Annotated in this window: 18 protein-coding genes and 2 tRNA genes; 19 read left to right on the forward strand and 1 reads right to left on the reverse strand. The window is 61.6% G+C overall.

Features of this window, described 5'->3' with window-relative positions; genetic code table 11:
- Positions 1-11 precede the first annotated feature (11 nt).
- The 6 genes from C453_RS13510 to C453_RS13535 all read left to right on the forward strand — a co-directional run bounded on the left by C453_RS13510 (position 12) and on the right by C453_RS13535 (position 8167).
- Complete coding sequence (locus tag C453_RS13510) at positions 12-1367, forward strand: PQQ-binding-like beta-propeller repeat protein (protein WP_008325206.1); 1356 nt, start codon at positions 12-14, stop codon at positions 1365-1367.
- A 69-nt stretch (positions 1368-1436) separates the two neighbouring features.
- Positions 1437-2399 carry a GTP 3',8-cyclase MoaA gene (moaA, locus tag C453_RS13515; protein WP_008325207.1) on the forward strand — a complete coding sequence of 321 codons (963 nt, stop codon included), beginning with the start codon at positions 1437-1439 and terminating at the stop codon, positions 2397-2399.
- Positions 2400-2692: 293 nt separating this feature from the next.
- A complete protein-coding gene (locus tag C453_RS13520) occupies positions 2693-4318 on the forward strand; it encodes a COG1361 S-layer family protein (RefSeq protein WP_008325208.1) in 1626 nt (541 codons plus the stop codon).
- Between the two features lie 21 nt (positions 4319-4339).
- Positions 4340-6814 carry an efflux RND transporter permease subunit gene (locus C453_RS13525; RefSeq protein ID WP_008325209.1) on the forward strand — a complete coding sequence of 825 codons (2475 nt, stop codon included), beginning with the start codon at positions 4340-4342 and terminating at the stop codon, positions 6812-6814.
- Between the two features lie 238 nt (positions 6815-7052).
- Entirely contained in the window at positions 7053-7469 is a 417-nt protein-coding gene (locus C453_RS13530) for a zinc ribbon domain-containing protein (protein WP_008325210.1), read from the forward strand.
- Positions 7470-7489: 20 nt separating this feature from the next.
- The gene (locus C453_RS13535; RefSeq protein WP_008325211.1) at positions 7490-8167 is read left to right on the forward strand and encodes a TetR/AcrR family transcriptional regulator; all 678 of its coding nucleotides are present in this window, start codon (positions 7490-7492) and stop codon (positions 8165-8167) included.
- A 66-nt stretch (positions 8168-8233) separates the two neighbouring features.
- On the opposite strand, the gene C453_RS13540 is transcribed toward C453_RS13535, so the two are convergent.
- Positions 8234-8584: a thioredoxin family protein gene (locus tag C453_RS13540; protein ID WP_008325212.1), complete on the reverse strand. Its 351-nt coding sequence runs from the start codon at positions 8582-8584 to the stop codon at positions 8234-8236.
- A 206-nt stretch (positions 8585-8790) separates the two neighbouring features.
- Here C453_RS13540 and C453_RS13545 point away from each other — a divergent pair.
- The 13 genes from C453_RS13545 to rpsB all read left to right on the forward strand — a co-directional run bounded on the left by C453_RS13545 (position 8791) and on the right by rpsB (position 14899).
- Positions 8791-8875: transfer RNA gene (locus C453_RS13545), tRNA-Ser, on the forward strand.
- Between the two features lie 23 nt (positions 8876-8898).
- Complete coding sequence (locus C453_RS13550) at positions 8899-9402, forward strand: 30S ribosomal protein S13 (RefSeq protein WP_008325213.1); 504 nt, start codon at positions 8899-8901, stop codon at positions 9400-9402.
- On the forward strand, positions 9399-9926 hold the full coding sequence (locus C453_RS13555; protein ID WP_007543533.1) for a 30S ribosomal protein S4: 528 nt from the start codon (positions 9399-9401) through the stop codon (positions 9924-9926). Before C453_RS13550 ends, C453_RS13555 begins: the two co-directional genes overlap by 4 nt.
- Positions 9923-10315, forward strand: a complete 393-nt coding sequence (locus C453_RS13560) for a 30S ribosomal protein S11 (protein ID WP_007543530.1) — start codon at positions 9923-9925, stop codon at positions 10313-10315. The genes C453_RS13555 and C453_RS13560 overlap by 4 nt, the downstream gene beginning before the upstream one ends.
- A 6-nt stretch (positions 10316-10321) precedes the next feature.
- Positions 10322-11104, forward strand: a complete 783-nt coding sequence (locus tag C453_RS13565) for a DNA-directed RNA polymerase subunit D (RefSeq protein WP_007543529.1) — start codon at positions 10322-10324, stop codon at positions 11102-11104.
- Positions 11105-11248: 144 nt separating this feature from the next.
- Positions 11249-11333, forward strand: a tRNA-Leu gene (locus tag C453_RS13570).
- Positions 11334-11359: 26 nt separating this feature from the next.
- On the forward strand, positions 11360-11710 hold the full coding sequence (locus C453_RS13575) for a 50S ribosomal protein L18e (protein ID WP_007543527.1): 351 nt from the start codon (positions 11360-11362) through the stop codon (positions 11708-11710).
- Complete coding sequence (locus C453_RS13580; RefSeq protein ID WP_007543526.1) at positions 11707-12144, forward strand: 50S ribosomal protein L13; 438 nt, start codon at positions 11707-11709, stop codon at positions 12142-12144. The genes C453_RS13575 and C453_RS13580 overlap by 4 nt, the downstream gene beginning before the upstream one ends.
- Complete coding sequence (locus C453_RS13585; RefSeq protein WP_007543525.1) at positions 12138-12536, forward strand: 30S ribosomal protein S9; 399 nt, start codon at positions 12138-12140, stop codon at positions 12534-12536. Before C453_RS13580 ends, C453_RS13585 begins: the two co-directional genes overlap by 7 nt.
- A 12-nt stretch (positions 12537-12548) precedes the next feature.
- Positions 12549-12743: a DNA-directed RNA polymerase subunit N gene (locus C453_RS13590; protein WP_007543524.1), complete on the forward strand. Its 195-nt coding sequence runs from the start codon at positions 12549-12551 to the stop codon at positions 12741-12743.
- Positions 12740-12916, forward strand: a complete 177-nt coding sequence (locus tag C453_RS13595) for a DNA-directed RNA polymerase subunit K (RefSeq protein ID WP_049907693.1) — start codon at positions 12740-12742, stop codon at positions 12914-12916. The genes C453_RS13590 and C453_RS13595 overlap by 4 nt, the downstream gene beginning before the upstream one ends.
- A 4-nt stretch (positions 12917-12920) precedes the next feature.
- Positions 12921-14120 carry a phosphopyruvate hydratase gene (gene eno, locus C453_RS13600; RefSeq protein WP_008325218.1) on the forward strand — a complete coding sequence of 400 codons (1200 nt, stop codon included), beginning with the start codon at positions 12921-12923 and terminating at the stop codon, positions 14118-14120.
- Positions 14117-14899 (forward strand): 30S ribosomal protein S2, encoded by a 783-nt coding sequence (gene rpsB, locus C453_RS13605; RefSeq protein ID WP_007543521.1) that lies wholly within the window; start codon positions 14117-14119, stop codon positions 14897-14899. The genes eno and rpsB overlap by 4 nt, the downstream gene beginning before the upstream one ends.
- The last annotated feature ends 74 nt before the right edge of the window (positions 14900-14973 follow it).

Below are 14973 nucleotides of genomic sequence, written 5' to 3' on the forward strand. Positions count from 1 at the left end.
TATCAACACGAATGCCCTCCTCGAACGCTGACGGTTCTGTCCCCGATAGTTCTCGGCGGAAATTCCTCGCCACGGTTGGTGCAGCCTCGCTCGTCAGGATAGCCGGCTGTTCGGAAACGAATCGGTTCGCGACAATCACTGGGTCGTGGCCGACCCGCGGTTACGATGCCGCCCGCACAGGTGCACCCGAAGACGTGTCTGGACCGAAGCCACCACTCAACCGCCGGTGGAAAGCGGATTTTCCCGGCGACTGGAACAAGACGTCTCCGGTCGTCGTTGGCGACACGGTGTATCTCGGCTCGATAGTCGGGGGACTAAGCGGCGAGGTAGCTGAGACGTTTCTCAGCGCCTACGACGCCAGTACCGGCGAGAAGCACTGGTCCCGGTCGATAGAGCGCTACACGCCCGAACAAAACCGTCGGTACGGTGATTCGCTCACGGCGACGGAGGATGCGCTCTATCTCCAAACGTTCCGCGGCCTCCGGGCACTCGATTTCGACGGACGCGAACAGTGGGTCTTCGAGAACACTGGCCCTGACTTCGGAGACACCTGCCACCCCATAGTCGTCGATGGTGTGGCGTACACCGGTGCCTACGGGTCTACTACCGGCGGCGACGAGGGAGAATCCGCTGGCTTGGAAGGAGTCTTTGCAGTCGATACCGAGGACGGAAGCTTGGTGTGGCGGTTTACACCGGAGAAGTACGTGTCCGACAGGACGTTTAGCCCGACAGCAGCAGATGGGACGGTCTTCGTCTCGTTTTGGCAGAGTGCAGTCGTCGCTCTCGATGCCACTGACGGGTCGGTACTGTGGAAACGGGAGATACCTGCAGACACGCCGGTGACGGTGCGTAATGGGGTCGCCTTTGTCGCCACCGATGCTGAATCGGACGACTATCGACTGTACGCTCTCGACGCCACGACGGGCGAAACGGTATGGAACCGGTCGGTAGGCGGTGCGTGGCCCGGCCGTGGGATATCTCACGACGGTGACGCACTCTATCTCTCCAGTGACCGGTATCTACTCTCTCTCGATGCTGAGACCGGCGACGAGCGGTGGCGCGCGTTCAGAGATGCAAGTGATGGGGCGTCGAAAATCGACTGGATTGACGACGAACACGGCTTGATTGCCGGGTGGGGTATTCCTGTTGTGGTCGGCGATATCGTCTACACCAGTGACGGAGAGTACGGGACGCTCGTCGCACTCGACAGAGAGACGGGAACACTGCTTGATGCAGCACCCAAACGTCGGTTGGGGGCGAGTGAGTCCAGATGCTCGCCTGCAGTCGCTGATGGAGTCGTTTACTATACGACTCCCCACTGGCTGTACGCGGTGGACGCGAACACCGTGGAGTTCTGGCGAAGGTAACTACAAGCGATTACATCCGGCGCACTACCGACAGCGAATTTATCAACGTACACTCCCAGTGTTCGACACATGGTCTTGGCAGACGACTTCGGGAGAGAGGTAACCGGTGTCCGTGTCTCGCTGACAGACCGGTGTAACTTCGACTGCGTCTACTGCCACAACGAGGGGTTAGGCGACACGCGCGGGCCGATGGACCCCTCCGACTCGGAGATGAGCGCCGACGACGTGGTTCGGTTTCTCGAAGTCGTCGAGGAATACGGCGTCGAGAAGGTGAAGTTCACCGGCGGCGAGCCGATGCTCCGCGCCGACCTCGAAGAGATACTCCGCCGGACGCCCGATTCCATGGAGACGTCGCTGACGACCAACGGGACGTTCCTCTCCGGTCGCGCCGAAGACCTCGTCGACGCCGGTCTCTCTCGGGTGAACGTCTCGCAGGACGCCCTCGACCCCGAGGCGTTCGCCGAGATTACGAAATCCGGCGCGTACGACAAGGTGATGGACGGCGTAAAATCGGCTGTCGACGCCGGTCTCACGCCCGTCAAACTCAACATGGTCGTGTTCACCCACACCGCCGGATACGTCGAGGAGATGGTCGAGTACGTCGCCGAGAACGAGGGCCTCCAACTCCAACTCATCCAGTACATGCCCGAACTCACCGGGCGACCCGAGTGGAACATCGATATCGACCGCGTCCACGGATGGCTCGACGACATCGCCGACGAGACCGAGCGTCGGGACATGCACCATCGCCGACGCTACCACGTCGGAGAGGGAATGGTCGAAATCGTCGACCCTGTCGAGAACCCCGAGTTCTGCGCGAACTGCCACCGCGTGCGCGTCACGCACGAAGGATACCTTAAGGGGTGTCTGAACCGGAACGACGACCTGCGCTCGATGGGCGAGATGACCCGCGAGGAGATTCGAAAAACCTTCGAAGAAGTCGTCGCTAACAGGGTGCCGTACTACGGCGAGTATCTCGTCCGCGACGACGACGGCGACTGGGTCGTCAACGAAGAGTACATCGGTGCCTGACCGGCGCGCGTTTGCCGAACTCCTGTTACTTCGCTTTCTCAACGTTGCTATCGGCAGTCTGTGTGTACATGTATCGTCGTTATCTCGAAGGAATAAATCCTGAATAGATTTTTTGAAGTTTCGTTCAATTTATATGACCTCAGTCCACAGTAGCTGGTGTTGATTGTACGTTCAGTCAACTGGGTCGATGACTCAGTTCGAGCGTGTATCAACGCACCCCGAATCCCCCCTCAACCACCACACATACCCGTTGAACGCTACGAACCTCCCCACACCTCTCAGTCCCACACCCCATGAAATTTTCACGAACACTCGTTGTCTTGCTGGTCGTCCTGGTCGCGATTCCGAGTCCAGCGATGGCCGGTATCGTCGGCGAACCGAATCTCCAAGGATACGCTCCAAGTAACAAACTCGTCCCCGGTCAGGAGACGTCGCTCGACGTCGTCGTCACGAACTACGGCGGCGACACCGAGTACCGAAAGTTCTCCTCGTCAGAGAGTTCTGCCTCGCTGAGCGACCAACAACGCAATAAACTCGAAGCGAAGGTTCGTTCCGCGCGCAACGTCAGGCTCACTCTCGAAGACGGTGAGGCACCGCTCGAAGTGAACACGGCGACGCTCCCCGTCGGCGACATCCCGCACGCGACCCAGCGTGACGCGACGTTCTCCGTCTCAGTCAACGAGAACGCGACGCCCGGGACCTACGAGATGACGATGGTCGCCGAGTACGAGTACGACGAATCGGTCCGTGACAACGGTGACGTCCAGAACGAAGAAGAGACGACGACCAAGATTCCGGTCACTGTCGTCATCGAGGAAGCGCCTCGATTCGAAGTCGTCTCCGTTGATACCACCGCGCAGGTCGGTGGCAGCGGAACGACCACTGTCACCATGCGCAACGTCGGCAGCCAGACGGCCTTCGATTCGTCCGTCTCGCTGACCTCGCAGAACGCCGAAGTCACCTTCGGACAGGCGTCCACCGCCAGCCGCTACGCCGGTGAATGGGCCGTCAACGAGACGCGCAGCCTCGAATTCGAGACCGGCGTCGCCTCGTCTGCGGCAGTCCAGCAGTACTCGCTCTCGGCGGTCGTCAACTACGAGAACGAAGACGGCATCCCGAAGAAGTCGAAGAACCTCGCGACTGGCGTAACTCCGATGGCCGAACAGTCGTTCTCGCTCGAAGCGACCGATTCGACCCTTCGTGTCGGCCGCGAGACCACCGTCTCCGGGACCATCACCAACGACGGTCCGCAGACGGCCAGTGACGCCGTCGTCGTCGTCTCCTCGAAGTCTCCGAACACGAACATCAAAGAGACCGAGTACGCCCTCGGCACGCTCGAAGCGGGCGAGTCGAGTGACTTCTCGTTCTCTATCGAAGTGACTGACTCGGCAGACGCCGGGCAGCGTCAACTGAGTTACACCGTCGAGTACCGCAACGTCGACGGCGACACCCAGCGCTCCGACGCGCTCTTGATGAACGCCGAGGTGAAGCCCAAGCAGGACCTCTTCGACGTCTCGGTCAAGAACGGCTCGCTCGAAGCGGGTAACTCAGAGACGGTGACGCTCGTCGTGACCAACAACGGCGACGAGACGTTCCGCAACATCGACGCCAAGGCGTTCGCCGACAGTCCGCTGTCGCTCACGGACGAGACTGCCTTCATCGAAGAACTCGGCCCCGGCGACACCACGGAGATTACGCTCGGACTGAGCGCCAGTTCGTCTGCGAACCCGAAGACCTACTCGTTCGACATCGACTTCGAGTACGAAAACGAAGACGGTGAGCGCAAACTCTCCGACTCGTACCCTGTGGCCATGACGGTCACTGAATCGACGCGCGGCGGCGGCCTTTCGATGCCGCTCGTCGGTGGTCTCGTCGTCGCCGGTCTCGGCGTCGTTGGCTTCCTCTGGTACCGGCGGTAATCGACCTTCCACTCCCCCACCATGATTGATTACGAAGTGTACGTCGACCGCCTCGGCGAGTTCATCGTCACGAACCCCGGCAGGGTTGTCGCCCTGTTCTTCGTGGCGACGCTCATCTTCGGGGCCGGCCTCGGGAACATCTCGACCGACGCTGGGACCTCGCAGTTCACCGATAACTCGCCCGCACAGGAGGCACTCGACGACGTCGACCGCGAGTTCTCGCCCCCGTTCGAAACGAGCAGCGGGAGTACACAGCTCATCCAACAGGACTCGAACGTCCTCTCGAAGCCGGCGATGCTCGACATGTTGCGCTTACAAGAACGCATCATGGACCGGTCGCATCTCCGCGCTACCTCGGCGTCGAGCGTCGCCTCGACGGTCGCACAGACGCTCGACCCCTCCGCGAAGACGCTCGACCAGCAGATAGACGCGCTCGAATCGGCGTCGCCGTCTGAGGTTCGCGCCGCAGCGAAGAAAGCGACGGCGAACCCGCAAATAGCGTCGCTCCTGAGCGACGACTTCAACCGCGAGTCGGTCCGTGCCTCGTCGACTATCGGCGTCGTCAGCCACGAGGTTCCCGGTATCTCGTCGAGTGCAGGGACGTCCGGGACGAGCCCGATGACCGGGATTCAAACCGAGATTCAGTCGATGGCTACCACTGCCGACAGCGACATTCGCGTGTTCGGTAGCGGTATCATCTCCAGTGAACTGAGCAACGTCATCTCCGACTCGCTGTTGCTCGTCGTTCCGGCGGCGGTGCTTCTCATCTTCGGCTTCCTGGTCATCGCCTACCGCGACCCTATCGACCTGCTCTTGGGCGTCGTCTCGCTCGTGATGGCGGTCATCTGGACGTTCGGGTTCATGGGTCTCGCAAGCATCCCGTTCAGCCAGATGCTCATCTCGGTGCCGCCGCTCCTCTTGGCGGTCGGTATCGACTTCGGCCTCCACGCGGTGAATCGCTACCGCGAAGAGCGGGTGAAAGACGTCGAGCCGGTTCCCTCGATGGCGACGACTGTCCGACAGCTCTCGGTTGCGTTCTTCATCGTCACCGGGACGACAGTGCTCGGGTTCCTCGCGAACGTCACGAGTGACCTCGCGCCCATCCGCGACTTCGGTCTCGTCGCGGCGGTCGGTATCCTGTTTACGTTCTTCGTCTTCGGTGTGTTCCTCCCTGCGGCCAAGCTCTACGTCGACCAACTCCGCCACAAGTACGGGGTTCCGGCGTTCGGGTCCACACCGCTCGGAAGTGAGGGCGGTGCCCTCGCCCGTGTGCTCTCGGTCGGCGTCACTATCGGACGTACCGCACCGCGTGCCTTCCTCGTGGTCGTGCTCCTCTCGACTGTCGCTGCCGGTGCGTACGGGACCGGCGTCGACACGTCGTTCTCACAGGAAGACTTCCTCCCACCGGAAGAGCAAGCAGGCTACCTTCAGCAACTTCCTGAACCGTTCAAGCCCGGCGTGTACACGGTCACGCGCGACATCAACTACCTCGAAGACAACTTCGAGAGTACGCAAGGTGACAGCGTCACACTGTACGTCGAAGGACAACTCAGGGAAGACTCATCGCTAGAGATGATTCATCGCGCGGGTGAGGACCCGCCTGAGACCTTCGTCGAGGAGGACCGCCGCGCCGAGACGACGAGTATCGTCACGGTTATTCAGAACTACGCGGCCCAAGACCCTGAGTTCGCGGCCCTCGTCGACCGGAACGACGCTGACGGAAACGGCGTTCCAGACGACAATCTCGAGACGATATACGACGAGTTGATGGCCTCTCCCGTCTCGGGACAGGCATCGTCGTACCTCACCGAAGACTACCGCGCGACGCGCATCGTCTACACTGTCGAGGGTGACGCAGAACAGAAGGCAATCGTCGCAGACGGGAAAGTCGTCGCTGACCGACTCCGCATGGACGCGACGGCGACGGGGAACACAGTCGTGTTCAAGGCCGTCTCGGACACCATCTTCATGTCCGCCATCGAGAGTCTCACGGTCGCCCTCCTCGCGACGGCGGTCTTCCTCGTGTTCATCTACCAAGTCCTCGAAGGCCAGTGGACACTCGGTGTGGTCAACCTCGTCCCAATCGGGGTGTCACTCGGGTTCCTCGCGGGGTCGATGCGATACTTCGGTATCCCGCTGAACGCTCTGACAGCGACCATCCTGTCTATCGCTATCGGGTTGGGTATCGACTACTCTGCTCACGTCGTCCACCGATTCGCCGACGAGTACAACACCGGACAGGACCTCGACGAGGCGCTTCGGCTGACCGTCAGCGGGACTGGTGGTGCACTCACCGGGAGTATGCTCACCACCACGACCGGACTGGGTGTGCTGGCTATCGCTATCACGCCCGTCCTCGGTCAGTTCGGTGTCGTGACCGCGATGAGTATCTTCTACTCGTATCTCGCGGCGCTGGTCGTCACCCCACCGACAATCGTCGTCTGGGAACAACTGACCAGTCCAGAATCGACCGCTTCGGCGGCCACCGCAGACTAATGCCCACCGACCGAATCGCCATCCGAACAGCCCACGTTCGCCGCGTCACGTCGACTCGGCGAACACCCCACACCAACCGCCCTGTCTCGCAGGTCGGTTGCTCCTGCCCTGCCCCCCACACGCCCGAATCGCACGCTGACCACCCACTGCCGTCCGAATCGCACGCTAACTAGCCCACCACACAGACCTCCGATATACGAACGGAACGCTCATGACTCAGAACCAACCGAATGCAACCATGTCTGAACTGACGAAGGTTCGCCCGTGGCTCGCCGCGATACTCGGTCTCGCGATTACTGGCCTCGGCCATCTCTATCTGCGGCGCTGGCGGCGTGCCCTGCTTTGGGTCGCGCTGTCGTTTGCTGTCCTGATGCTGTTCGTCCCGACAGAATCGGTCACGGCCCTGTCGAACGCGGCGAACGGAAGTGGCACGCTCCCCCCACTGACCGACATCCTTCCGGTGCTTTCGGTGAGCCTGATGAGCGTCGTCGACGCGTTCTTCATCGGCCTGAAGCAGGTTTCCGAGCCGTCCGGCGTGCTGACTGACGACGATACCGAATCGGTGGCGTGCCCGCAGTGCGGCCGCGAGGTCGACGCCGACCTCGACTTCTGTCACTGGTGTACGACTCGCCTCGACGAACCGACTGACGACTGAACATACAGGATTCACACACTATGCACGAAGACCGAATCGACACTGGACGAAGCGAGACGGAGCAGGCGATTATGGACGCCACGCTCAACGCGCTCGCTAAACACGGCTACGCAGACCTTTCGATACAGAACATCGGCACGGAGTTCGACAAGAGCACGTCACTTCTGTACTACCACTACGAGAACAAGGACGAACTGCTCTTGGCATTTCTCGACTACGTTATCGACCTCTACATCGCCACGATAGACCGCCACGCTGACGACCCCGACGCGGAGATACGGAAGTTCGTCGGCTACCTGCTGCCCTCAGACGACGAACCGTGTGAGGGGGCGACTGAACCCGAGATAGACGAACTGGAAGTTTTCCAGCGAGTCATCTTCGAACTCCGAACACAGACCCTCCACGATGAGGACTACCGCGAGAAGTTCGGTGAGATGGAGTCGTACATGATTGAAACCGTCACGATGCTCATCGAACGGGAGATAGATGCCGGAAACTACCGCGAGATGGACGCTGAGATGATGGCCGAGAATCTGATGGCGTTCCTGTTCCGCACGCTCGACATGCGCGTCACGCAGACGCGCCCCGAGTCCGCAGAGGCCATGCGGAAGTCGGTGTACTTCCTTCTCGACCACGTGATGCCCATCGACGGCCAACCAGGTGACGTGGCGACCTCGGACGTCGACCTCGACCTCTAAGGCGTCCTGGTATTTCTCTTCTCCCGTCTCGACCACGTGAATCGAACCTGCGACCCGCTCAGGCTGCTATTCTGCTTCGTTTTCGACGAAGTCGATGATTGCTTGCGCACCCTGGAACCCGTCGTCGAGTCGCCCGACTAGCTCGCCGTCGTCGAATCGGAGGAGCGTCGGAACACTCCGAATGCTGTAGCGCTCAGCAATCGTCATGTCGGTCTGCGGGTTTATCATCGCGACGACCACGTCGGTCGCTTTGGCGACCGTTCCGAGCACCGGTTCGATGCTCTGACAGAGCGTACACCCCTTGGTGTAGATGTCGAGCAGCACACGGTCGTGGTCGGCAACGAGCGCGTCCAATTCGTCGGCGGTCTCGATGCGGATGGGCTTTGTCGGCGTGGCAGTCGAGTCTGAGGAACTCATTGCACCGAATACGTAATCGATTGTGTTATGATTTTGGTGAGCAATCATAGCACACCGCAAAACAGCCGCGAGCGTGGCGGTCTCCGGCAGTCCCACGACAGCTCCCTTTCGTGATGTTTAAGTAATGCCCACGTCTCGTATCGCATGCAATCGCTGTAGGGGCGTCGGCCCCGAGTCCGAATGGGCGAAAATAACACGAACGCAGTGTTGCGGTAGCCAAGCCTGGCCCAAGGCGCTGGGTTGCTAACTCAGTGGCGTCAAGCCCCCGGGGTTCGAATCCCCGCCGCAACGCTCACAACACGACTTTCCAAGTCATGAGTGCAGAAGAACCACAGGATAGCTCTCCGGAGGAGGGTGAGGACCTCCGTTACTTCATCCGAATTGGTCAGACCGACCTTGACGGGACGAAGACGGTGGAGCGAAGCCTGACAGACATGAAGGGTATCGGCAAGCGCACAGCGCGCATTATCGCCGACGCCGCGGATGTTGACCGAACGGCACTGTTCGGTAAACTTCCCGAAGACGAGATCGACTCCGTCGTCGATGTCGTCCAGAACTTCGAGGAACACGTCCCAGAGTGGATGGTCAACCGACAGCGTGACTTCTACTCCGGCGAGACGGCCCACATCACCGGGTCGGACCTCGAAGAAAAGCGGCGTCACGACATCAACCGCATGAAGATGGTCAGCTCCTACAAGGGCGTTCGACACCAGCGCGGCCAGAAGGTTCGCGGCCAGCGGACGAAGTCCACTGGACGTACCGAAGGCACCATCGGTGTCAACGTCGAGGAGATCAAGGAGGCGCAGGCTGAAGAATGACGACCGGAAACAACACTAAGTTCTACGAGACACCCAACCATCCGTTCCAGGGCGAGCGTATCGCTCAGGAGGCCGACCTCCTGTCTCGCTACGGTCTCTCGACCAAGGAAGAACTCTGGCGTGCGCAGTCCGAACTGCGTAACATCCGCCGTGAGGCACGTCGCCTCCTCGGTGAGGCCCAGGGTGACGTCGAAGAGGCAGAGGCGCTCGGTGACGAGTTCATCACGCGCCTGCGCCGCTACGGCATTCTGTCTGCGGAAGACGACATTTCCCAGACGCTGCGTCTCGACGTGACGGACATTCTCGAACGCCGCTTCCAGACGGTCGCCTACCGCAAGGGTCTCGCACAGACCCCGCAGCAGGCCCGTCAGTTCATCGTCCACGGACACGTGACGATTGACGGCGCTCGTATCACCGTCCCGTCCCGCAAGGTCGAAGTCGACGAAGAAGACGCCGTGAGCTTCGACGAAACGTCGCCGCTCTCGGACGAACTGCACCCTGAGCGCGCGGAGGCCCAAGAATGAGCGAAGCAGAATCCGGTGACAAGTGGGGAATCGCCCACGTACACGCATCGTTCAACAACACGCTCATCACGGTCACTGACATCACGGGCGCCGAGACGATTGTCAAGTCGTCCGGTGGTTCCGTCGTCAAGCAGAACCGTGACGAGGCATCCCCGTACGCGGCCATGCAGATGGCCGAGAGCGTCGCCGACCAGATTAAGGCGGCTGGCATCTCGGGCCTGCACGTTCGCGTCCGTGGTCCCGGTGGCAACCGAAACAAGAGCCCCGGCCCCGGCGCACAGGCAACGATTCGCGCCCTCGCCCGTGCCGGTCTCGAAATCGGTCGCATCGAGGACGTGACGCCGATCCCGCACGACGGGACTCGCGCGCCGAAAAACAGCCGACTCTAACACACAATGGCAGACGACTTCGAGGTCGAGTTCATCGAACGCGAAGACCGACGCGCCCGCTTCGTCGCGCGCGGTCTGACCCCGGCGCTAGCCAACGGTATCCGCCGGGCGATGATCGCCGACGTGCCGACGTTCTCCATCGAAACCGTTCGGTTCGTGGAGAACACGTCGGTGATGTTCGACGAGATGATCGGGCTTCGCCTCGGTCTGGTTCCGCTGACCACGCCCCTCGACGAGTTCGAGCCTGGTGACTCTGTCACCGTCGCGCTCGAAGTCGATGGGCCTGCGACCGCGTACTCTGGAGACATCGAGTCTGCAGACGACATGGTCGTCCCAGCGGACGAAAACGTCCCAATCATCGAGCTGAAGGAAGGCCAGCGCCTCGAATTCGAGGCTGACGCAGTCCTCGGCTACGGGAAGGACCACGCCCGAAATCAGGGTGGGGTCTCCGTCGGCTACCGACACCTCCAGCGCGTGGAGGTCGTCGGCGACGCTGGCGAGTTCGATGAGCAGGAACCGAACATCCTTCGCGGCGTCATCGAAGAGGCCGCGGCGGAACACGCAGCCGACGAGGACGCCGAAGACGGTGACCTCGTCGTCACCGATGAGTTCGGGAACGACCTGACGAAGCGGTACCCCGGCAAGGACGTCGAAGTGCACGACGTGCCGGGTGCTTTCGTCTTCAGCGTGGAGACGGACGGTTCCTTCACCGTCGACGAGCTGGTTACGCGCGCCGTCGCCTCGATTGGCGACCGCGCTGCTGAGCTCGAAGAGAAGGTCGCACTATAAGTATGAATACTGCCCCGTACACACACCGACGTTCGCCCCGCCCGGGAGCGGCCGCACTCGCCACACACACGGCGTGCGACCGCACCACGGCACCGGGTCGGACCGAAGGTGTTTTTACGGGGCATGAAGTAGAGCGGAATGCGTGCAGGGATAGCCAAGTCTGGCCAACGGCGCAGCGTTCAGGGCGCTGTCTCATAGGAGTCCGCAGGTTCAAATCCTGCTCCCTGCACTCCGCTTTCTCTCTGGAGGTAGACAATGAGTAAGACGAACCCGAGACTCAACAGTCTCATCGCCGAGCTGAAGGCGGTCTCGCGTGAGTCCGGTGCCAACGTCTGGCAGGATGTCGCGGACCGTCTCGAAAAGCCACGGCGCACCCACGCGGAAGTCAACCTTGGTCGTATCGAACGATACGCTCAGGAAGACGAAACCGTCGTCGTGCCCGGCAAAGTGCTGGGTAGCGGTGTGCTGCAAAAGAACGTCACAGTCGCGGCCGTGGACTTCTCGTCCACCGCTCGAAAGAAGATCGAGCAGGTCGGCGACACCGTGACACTGGAACAACTCGCTGAACAGAACCCCGAAGGGTCCAACGTACGGGTGATCCGATGAGCCTCGCAGAATTCGACGCCGACGTTGTCGTCGACGCACGAAACTGCATCATGGGCCGCGTCGCTTCCGAGGTTGCACAGCGCTCCCTCGCAGGCGAGAAGGTCGCCGTCATCAACGCGGAAGACGCCGTCATCACTGGGTCGGAAGACGACGTGATGGGCGTTTACCGCAAGCGGGCCGAAATCGGTTCGGACCAGGGTCCGTACTACCCGAAGCGTCCCGACCGCATCTTCAAGCGTGCCATCCGCGGGATGGTTCCGTACAAGAAGCCCCGCGGGCGCGAGGCGTTCTCGAACATCCGCGTCTACGTCGGCAATCCGTTCGACGAAGACGGTGAGATGCTCGACGACACCTCGCTGGACCGCCTGTCGAACATCAAGTTCATCTCTCTCGGAGAGGTCTCCGAGAAGCTGGGTGCTAACGTCACATGGTAACGAACACGTCAGGGAAGAAGAAGACCGCCATCGCCCGCGCCACCGTGCGCGAGGGCGAAGGGCGAGTCCGTATCAACTCCCAGCCGGTCGAGCTGGTCGAACCGGAGATGGCCCGCCTGAAGATGCTGGAACCGTTCCGCATCGCAGGTGAGGACCTCCGCTCGAAGGTCGACATCGACGTGCGTGTCAGCGGTGGCGGCGTGGCCGGTCAGGCCGACGCAGTCCGAACCGCGCTCGCGCGTGGGCTGGTGCAGCATCTCAACGACGCGGAGCTTCGCGACGCGTACATGGACTTCGACCGCTCGCTGCTGGTTAACGACGTCCGCCAGTCCGAACCCAAGAAGTGGGGCGGACCAGGCGCGCGCGCTCGCTACCAGAAGTCTTACCGCTGAGGTGATCAACCCATGATGATTCCCGTCCGGTGTTTCACCTGCGGCAAAGTGATCGGCGAACACTGGGACGAATTCAAGGCCCGTGCTCGCGAGGGCGACGAGGACCCCGCAGACGTCCTCGACGACCTTGGAGTCACTCGTGCCTGCTGCCGGCGGATGATGGTATCGCACAAGGACCTCGTCGACGTCGTGTCACCCTACCAATGATGCAACGGTACAACCGATACGAGAAGGCCCGAATACTCGGTGCACGTGCGCTGCAGGTCTCCTACGGCGCGCCTGTGCTCGTCGAGAGCGATCAGACCGAACCGATATTAATCGCGGCTGAGGAGTACGACGCAGGAGTCCTTCCGTTCACCGTAAAACGAGAGGGTCAGTAAGAACATGACTCGAATCACATCCGTATCCCTACGCCGTGTGCTCGATTCCCGTGGAAACCCGACCGTCGAAGCCGACGTGCTCACCGAATCCGGTGGGTTTGGTCGCGCTGCGGCACCGAGTGGGGCGTCCACCGGCGAGTACGAAGCAATCGAACTTCCCCCGACGGAAGCGATTGCGGCTGCACGCCGTCACGCCGTCCCCCGACTCGTAGACGAGGTCTACGCCGGGAACCAGCGTGAGGTCGACGCCGCACTTCGTGGTGCTGACGGAACCGAGGACTTCTCGGAAATCGGTGCCAACAGCGCCGTCGCGATTTCGATGGCTGCCGCCAAGGCTGGAGCCGACGTGCTCGGTGCCCCGCTGTACCAGCACCTCGGTGGTGCCTTCCGCGGTGAGAACTTCCCGACACCGCTCGGGAACGTCATCGGTGGCGGTGAACACGCGAAGGAAGCGACGAACATCCAGGAGTTCCTCGCCGCGCCGGTCGGCGCGCCGAGTGTCTCCGAGGCAGTCTTCGCCAACGCACAGGTTCACGCCCGTGCGTCCGAGATTCTCGATGAACGCGGCATTCCTGCCGCAAAGGGTGACGAGGGTGCATGGGCACCTGCCGTCTCCGACGAAGAGGCGTTCGAGATTATGGACGAAGCGGTCTCCGACGTCGAGGACGACCTCGGCTTCGAGATCCGCTTCGGACTCGACATCGCAGCCTCCGAGATGTTCGAAGATGGCGTCTACCACTACGGAGACGAGACGAAGACGCCCGACGAGCAGATCGACTACGTGGCCGAAATGGTCGACGAGTACGACCTCGTCTACGTCGAAGACCCCCTCGACGAGAACGACTACGAGGGCTTCGCGGAACTCACAGACCGTGTGGGCGACCGCACACTCATCTGTGGTGACGACCTCTTCGTGACCAACGTCGACCGCCTCTCCGAGGGAATCGACGTGGGCGCTGCGAACTCCATCCTTATCAAGCCGAATCAGATTGGGACGCTTTCGGACGCGTTCGACGCCGTCGAACTGGCGTCTCGAAACGGGATGGACGCCGTCATCTCGCACCGTTCTGGTGAGACCGAAGACACGACCATCGCACACCTCGCCGTTGCGACCGACGCACCGTTCATCAAGACGGGCACGGTCCAGGGCGAGCGAACTGCAAAGCTGAACGAACTCATCCGCATCGCGGACGACGCAGCATGAGCGACAACGACAACGACGCGGTGGAGGTCGTCGACGAGGAAACCGAGACGGAGGCCGAAGAGGTCGCCGAGACGGTCACCGACGAGGCCGCCACCGAAGACGAGACAGCAGAGACCGCCGAGGCGGCCGACGAGGCTGCCGAGGCTGAAGAAGCAGCGCAGGAACCGGCCTTCGACGAGGACGTCATGCCCGACGAAGACGCCGACCTGCTCATCCCGGTCGAAGACTACCTGGCCGCCGGTGTCCACATCGGTACCCAGCAGAAGACCCAGGACATGGAGCGGTTCATCCACCGCGTCCGTGACGACGGTCTGTACGTCCTCGACGTGAGCCAGACGGACTCGCGAATCCGCACCGCCGCGGACTTCCTCGCGAACTACAGTCCCGAGCAGATTCTGGTCACGTCCTCCCGCCAGTACGGTCGGTTCCCGGCAGAGAAGTTCGCCGACGCAGTCGGCGCCCGTGCCCGCACGGGTCGCTTCATCCCCGGAACGCTGACGAACCCGGACTACGCCGGTTACATCGAACCCGACGTGGTCGTCGTCACCGACCCCATCGGAGACGCACAAGCGGTCAAGGAGGCCATCACGGTCGGCATCCCTGTCATCGCGATGTGTGACTCCAACAACCAGACCTCGAACGTTGACCTCGTCGTTCCGACGAACAACAAGGGTCGCCGCGCACTGTCGGTCGTCTACTGGCTTCTCGCCAACGAGACGCTCGACCGCCGCGGTACCGACACCGTCTACGCCCTCGAAGACTTCGAGGCCGAACTGTAAGACGGGTCGCCCGTTTCAGACCGACCTTTTCTGACCACTCACGCGCCGAGCGACGGTGTCGGCTCGCGATAGCT

Origin of the sequence: Haloferax elongans ATCC BAA-1513 (genome assembly GCF_000336755.1) — an archaeon.
Classification (GTDB): Archaea; Halobacteriota; Halobacteria; order Halobacteriales; family Haloferacaceae; genus Haloferax; species Haloferax elongans.

Excerpts from the sequence above, each read along its gene's own strand:
- C453_RS13565 (WP_007543529.1), top strand. The coding sequence starts at position 10,322 with ATGGCAGACGACTTCGAGGTCGAGTTCATCGAACGCGAAGACCGACGC.
- rpsB (WP_007543521.1), top strand. The coding sequence starts at position 14,117 with ATGAGCGACAACGACAACGACGCGGTGGAGGTCGTCGACGAGGAAACC.
- C453_RS13580 (WP_007543526.1), top strand. The coding sequence starts at position 11,707 with ATGAGCCTCGCAGAATTCGACGCCGACGTTGTCGTCGACGCACGAAAC.
- C453_RS13525 (WP_008325209.1), top strand. The coding sequence starts at position 4,340 with ATGATTGATTACGAAGTGTACGTCGACCGCCTCGGCGAGTTCATCGTC.
- C453_RS13595 (WP_049907693.1), top strand. The coding sequence starts at position 12,740 with ATGATGCAACGGTACAACCGATACGAGAAGGCCCGAATACTCGGTGCA.
- C453_RS13535 (WP_008325211.1), top strand. The coding sequence starts at position 7,490 with ATGCACGAAGACCGAATCGACACTGGACGAAGCGAGACGGAGCAGGCG.
- C453_RS13590 (WP_007543524.1), top strand. The coding sequence starts at position 12,549 with ATGATGATTCCCGTCCGGTGTTTCACCTGCGGCAAAGTGATCGGCGAA.
- C453_RS13510 (WP_008325206.1), top strand. The coding sequence starts at position 12 with ATGCCCTCCTCGAACGCTGACGGTTCTGTCCCCGATAGTTCTCGGCGG.
- eno (WP_008325218.1), top strand. The coding sequence starts at position 12,921 with ATGACTCGAATCACATCCGTATCCCTACGCCGTGTGCTCGATTCCCGT.
- C453_RS13560 (WP_007543530.1), top strand. The coding sequence starts at position 9,923 with ATGAGCGAAGCAGAATCCGGTGACAAGTGGGGAATCGCCCACGTACAC.
- C453_RS13555 (WP_007543533.1), top strand. The coding sequence starts at position 9,399 with ATGACGACCGGAAACAACACTAAGTTCTACGAGACACCCAACCATCCG.
- C453_RS13575 (WP_007543527.1), top strand. The coding sequence starts at position 11,360 with ATGAGTAAGACGAACCCGAGACTCAACAGTCTCATCGCCGAGCTGAAG.
- C453_RS13540 (WP_008325212.1), bottom strand. The coding sequence starts at position 8,584 with ATGAGTTCCTCAGACTCGACTGCCACGCCGACAAAGCCCATCCGCATC.
- moaA (WP_008325207.1), top strand. The coding sequence starts at position 1,437 with ATGGTCTTGGCAGACGACTTCGGGAGAGAGGTAACCGGTGTCCGTGTC.
- C453_RS13550 (WP_008325213.1), top strand. The coding sequence starts at position 8,899 with ATGAGTGCAGAAGAACCACAGGATAGCTCTCCGGAGGAGGGTGAGGAC.
- C453_RS13585 (WP_007543525.1), top strand. The coding sequence starts at position 12,138 with ATGGTAACGAACACGTCAGGGAAGAAGAAGACCGCCATCGCCCGCGCC.
- C453_RS13520 (WP_008325208.1), top strand. The coding sequence starts at position 2,693 with ATGAAATTTTCACGAACACTCGTTGTCTTGCTGGTCGTCCTGGTCGCG.
- C453_RS13530 (WP_008325210.1), top strand. The coding sequence starts at position 7,053 with ATGTCTGAACTGACGAAGGTTCGCCCGTGGCTCGCCGCGATACTCGGT.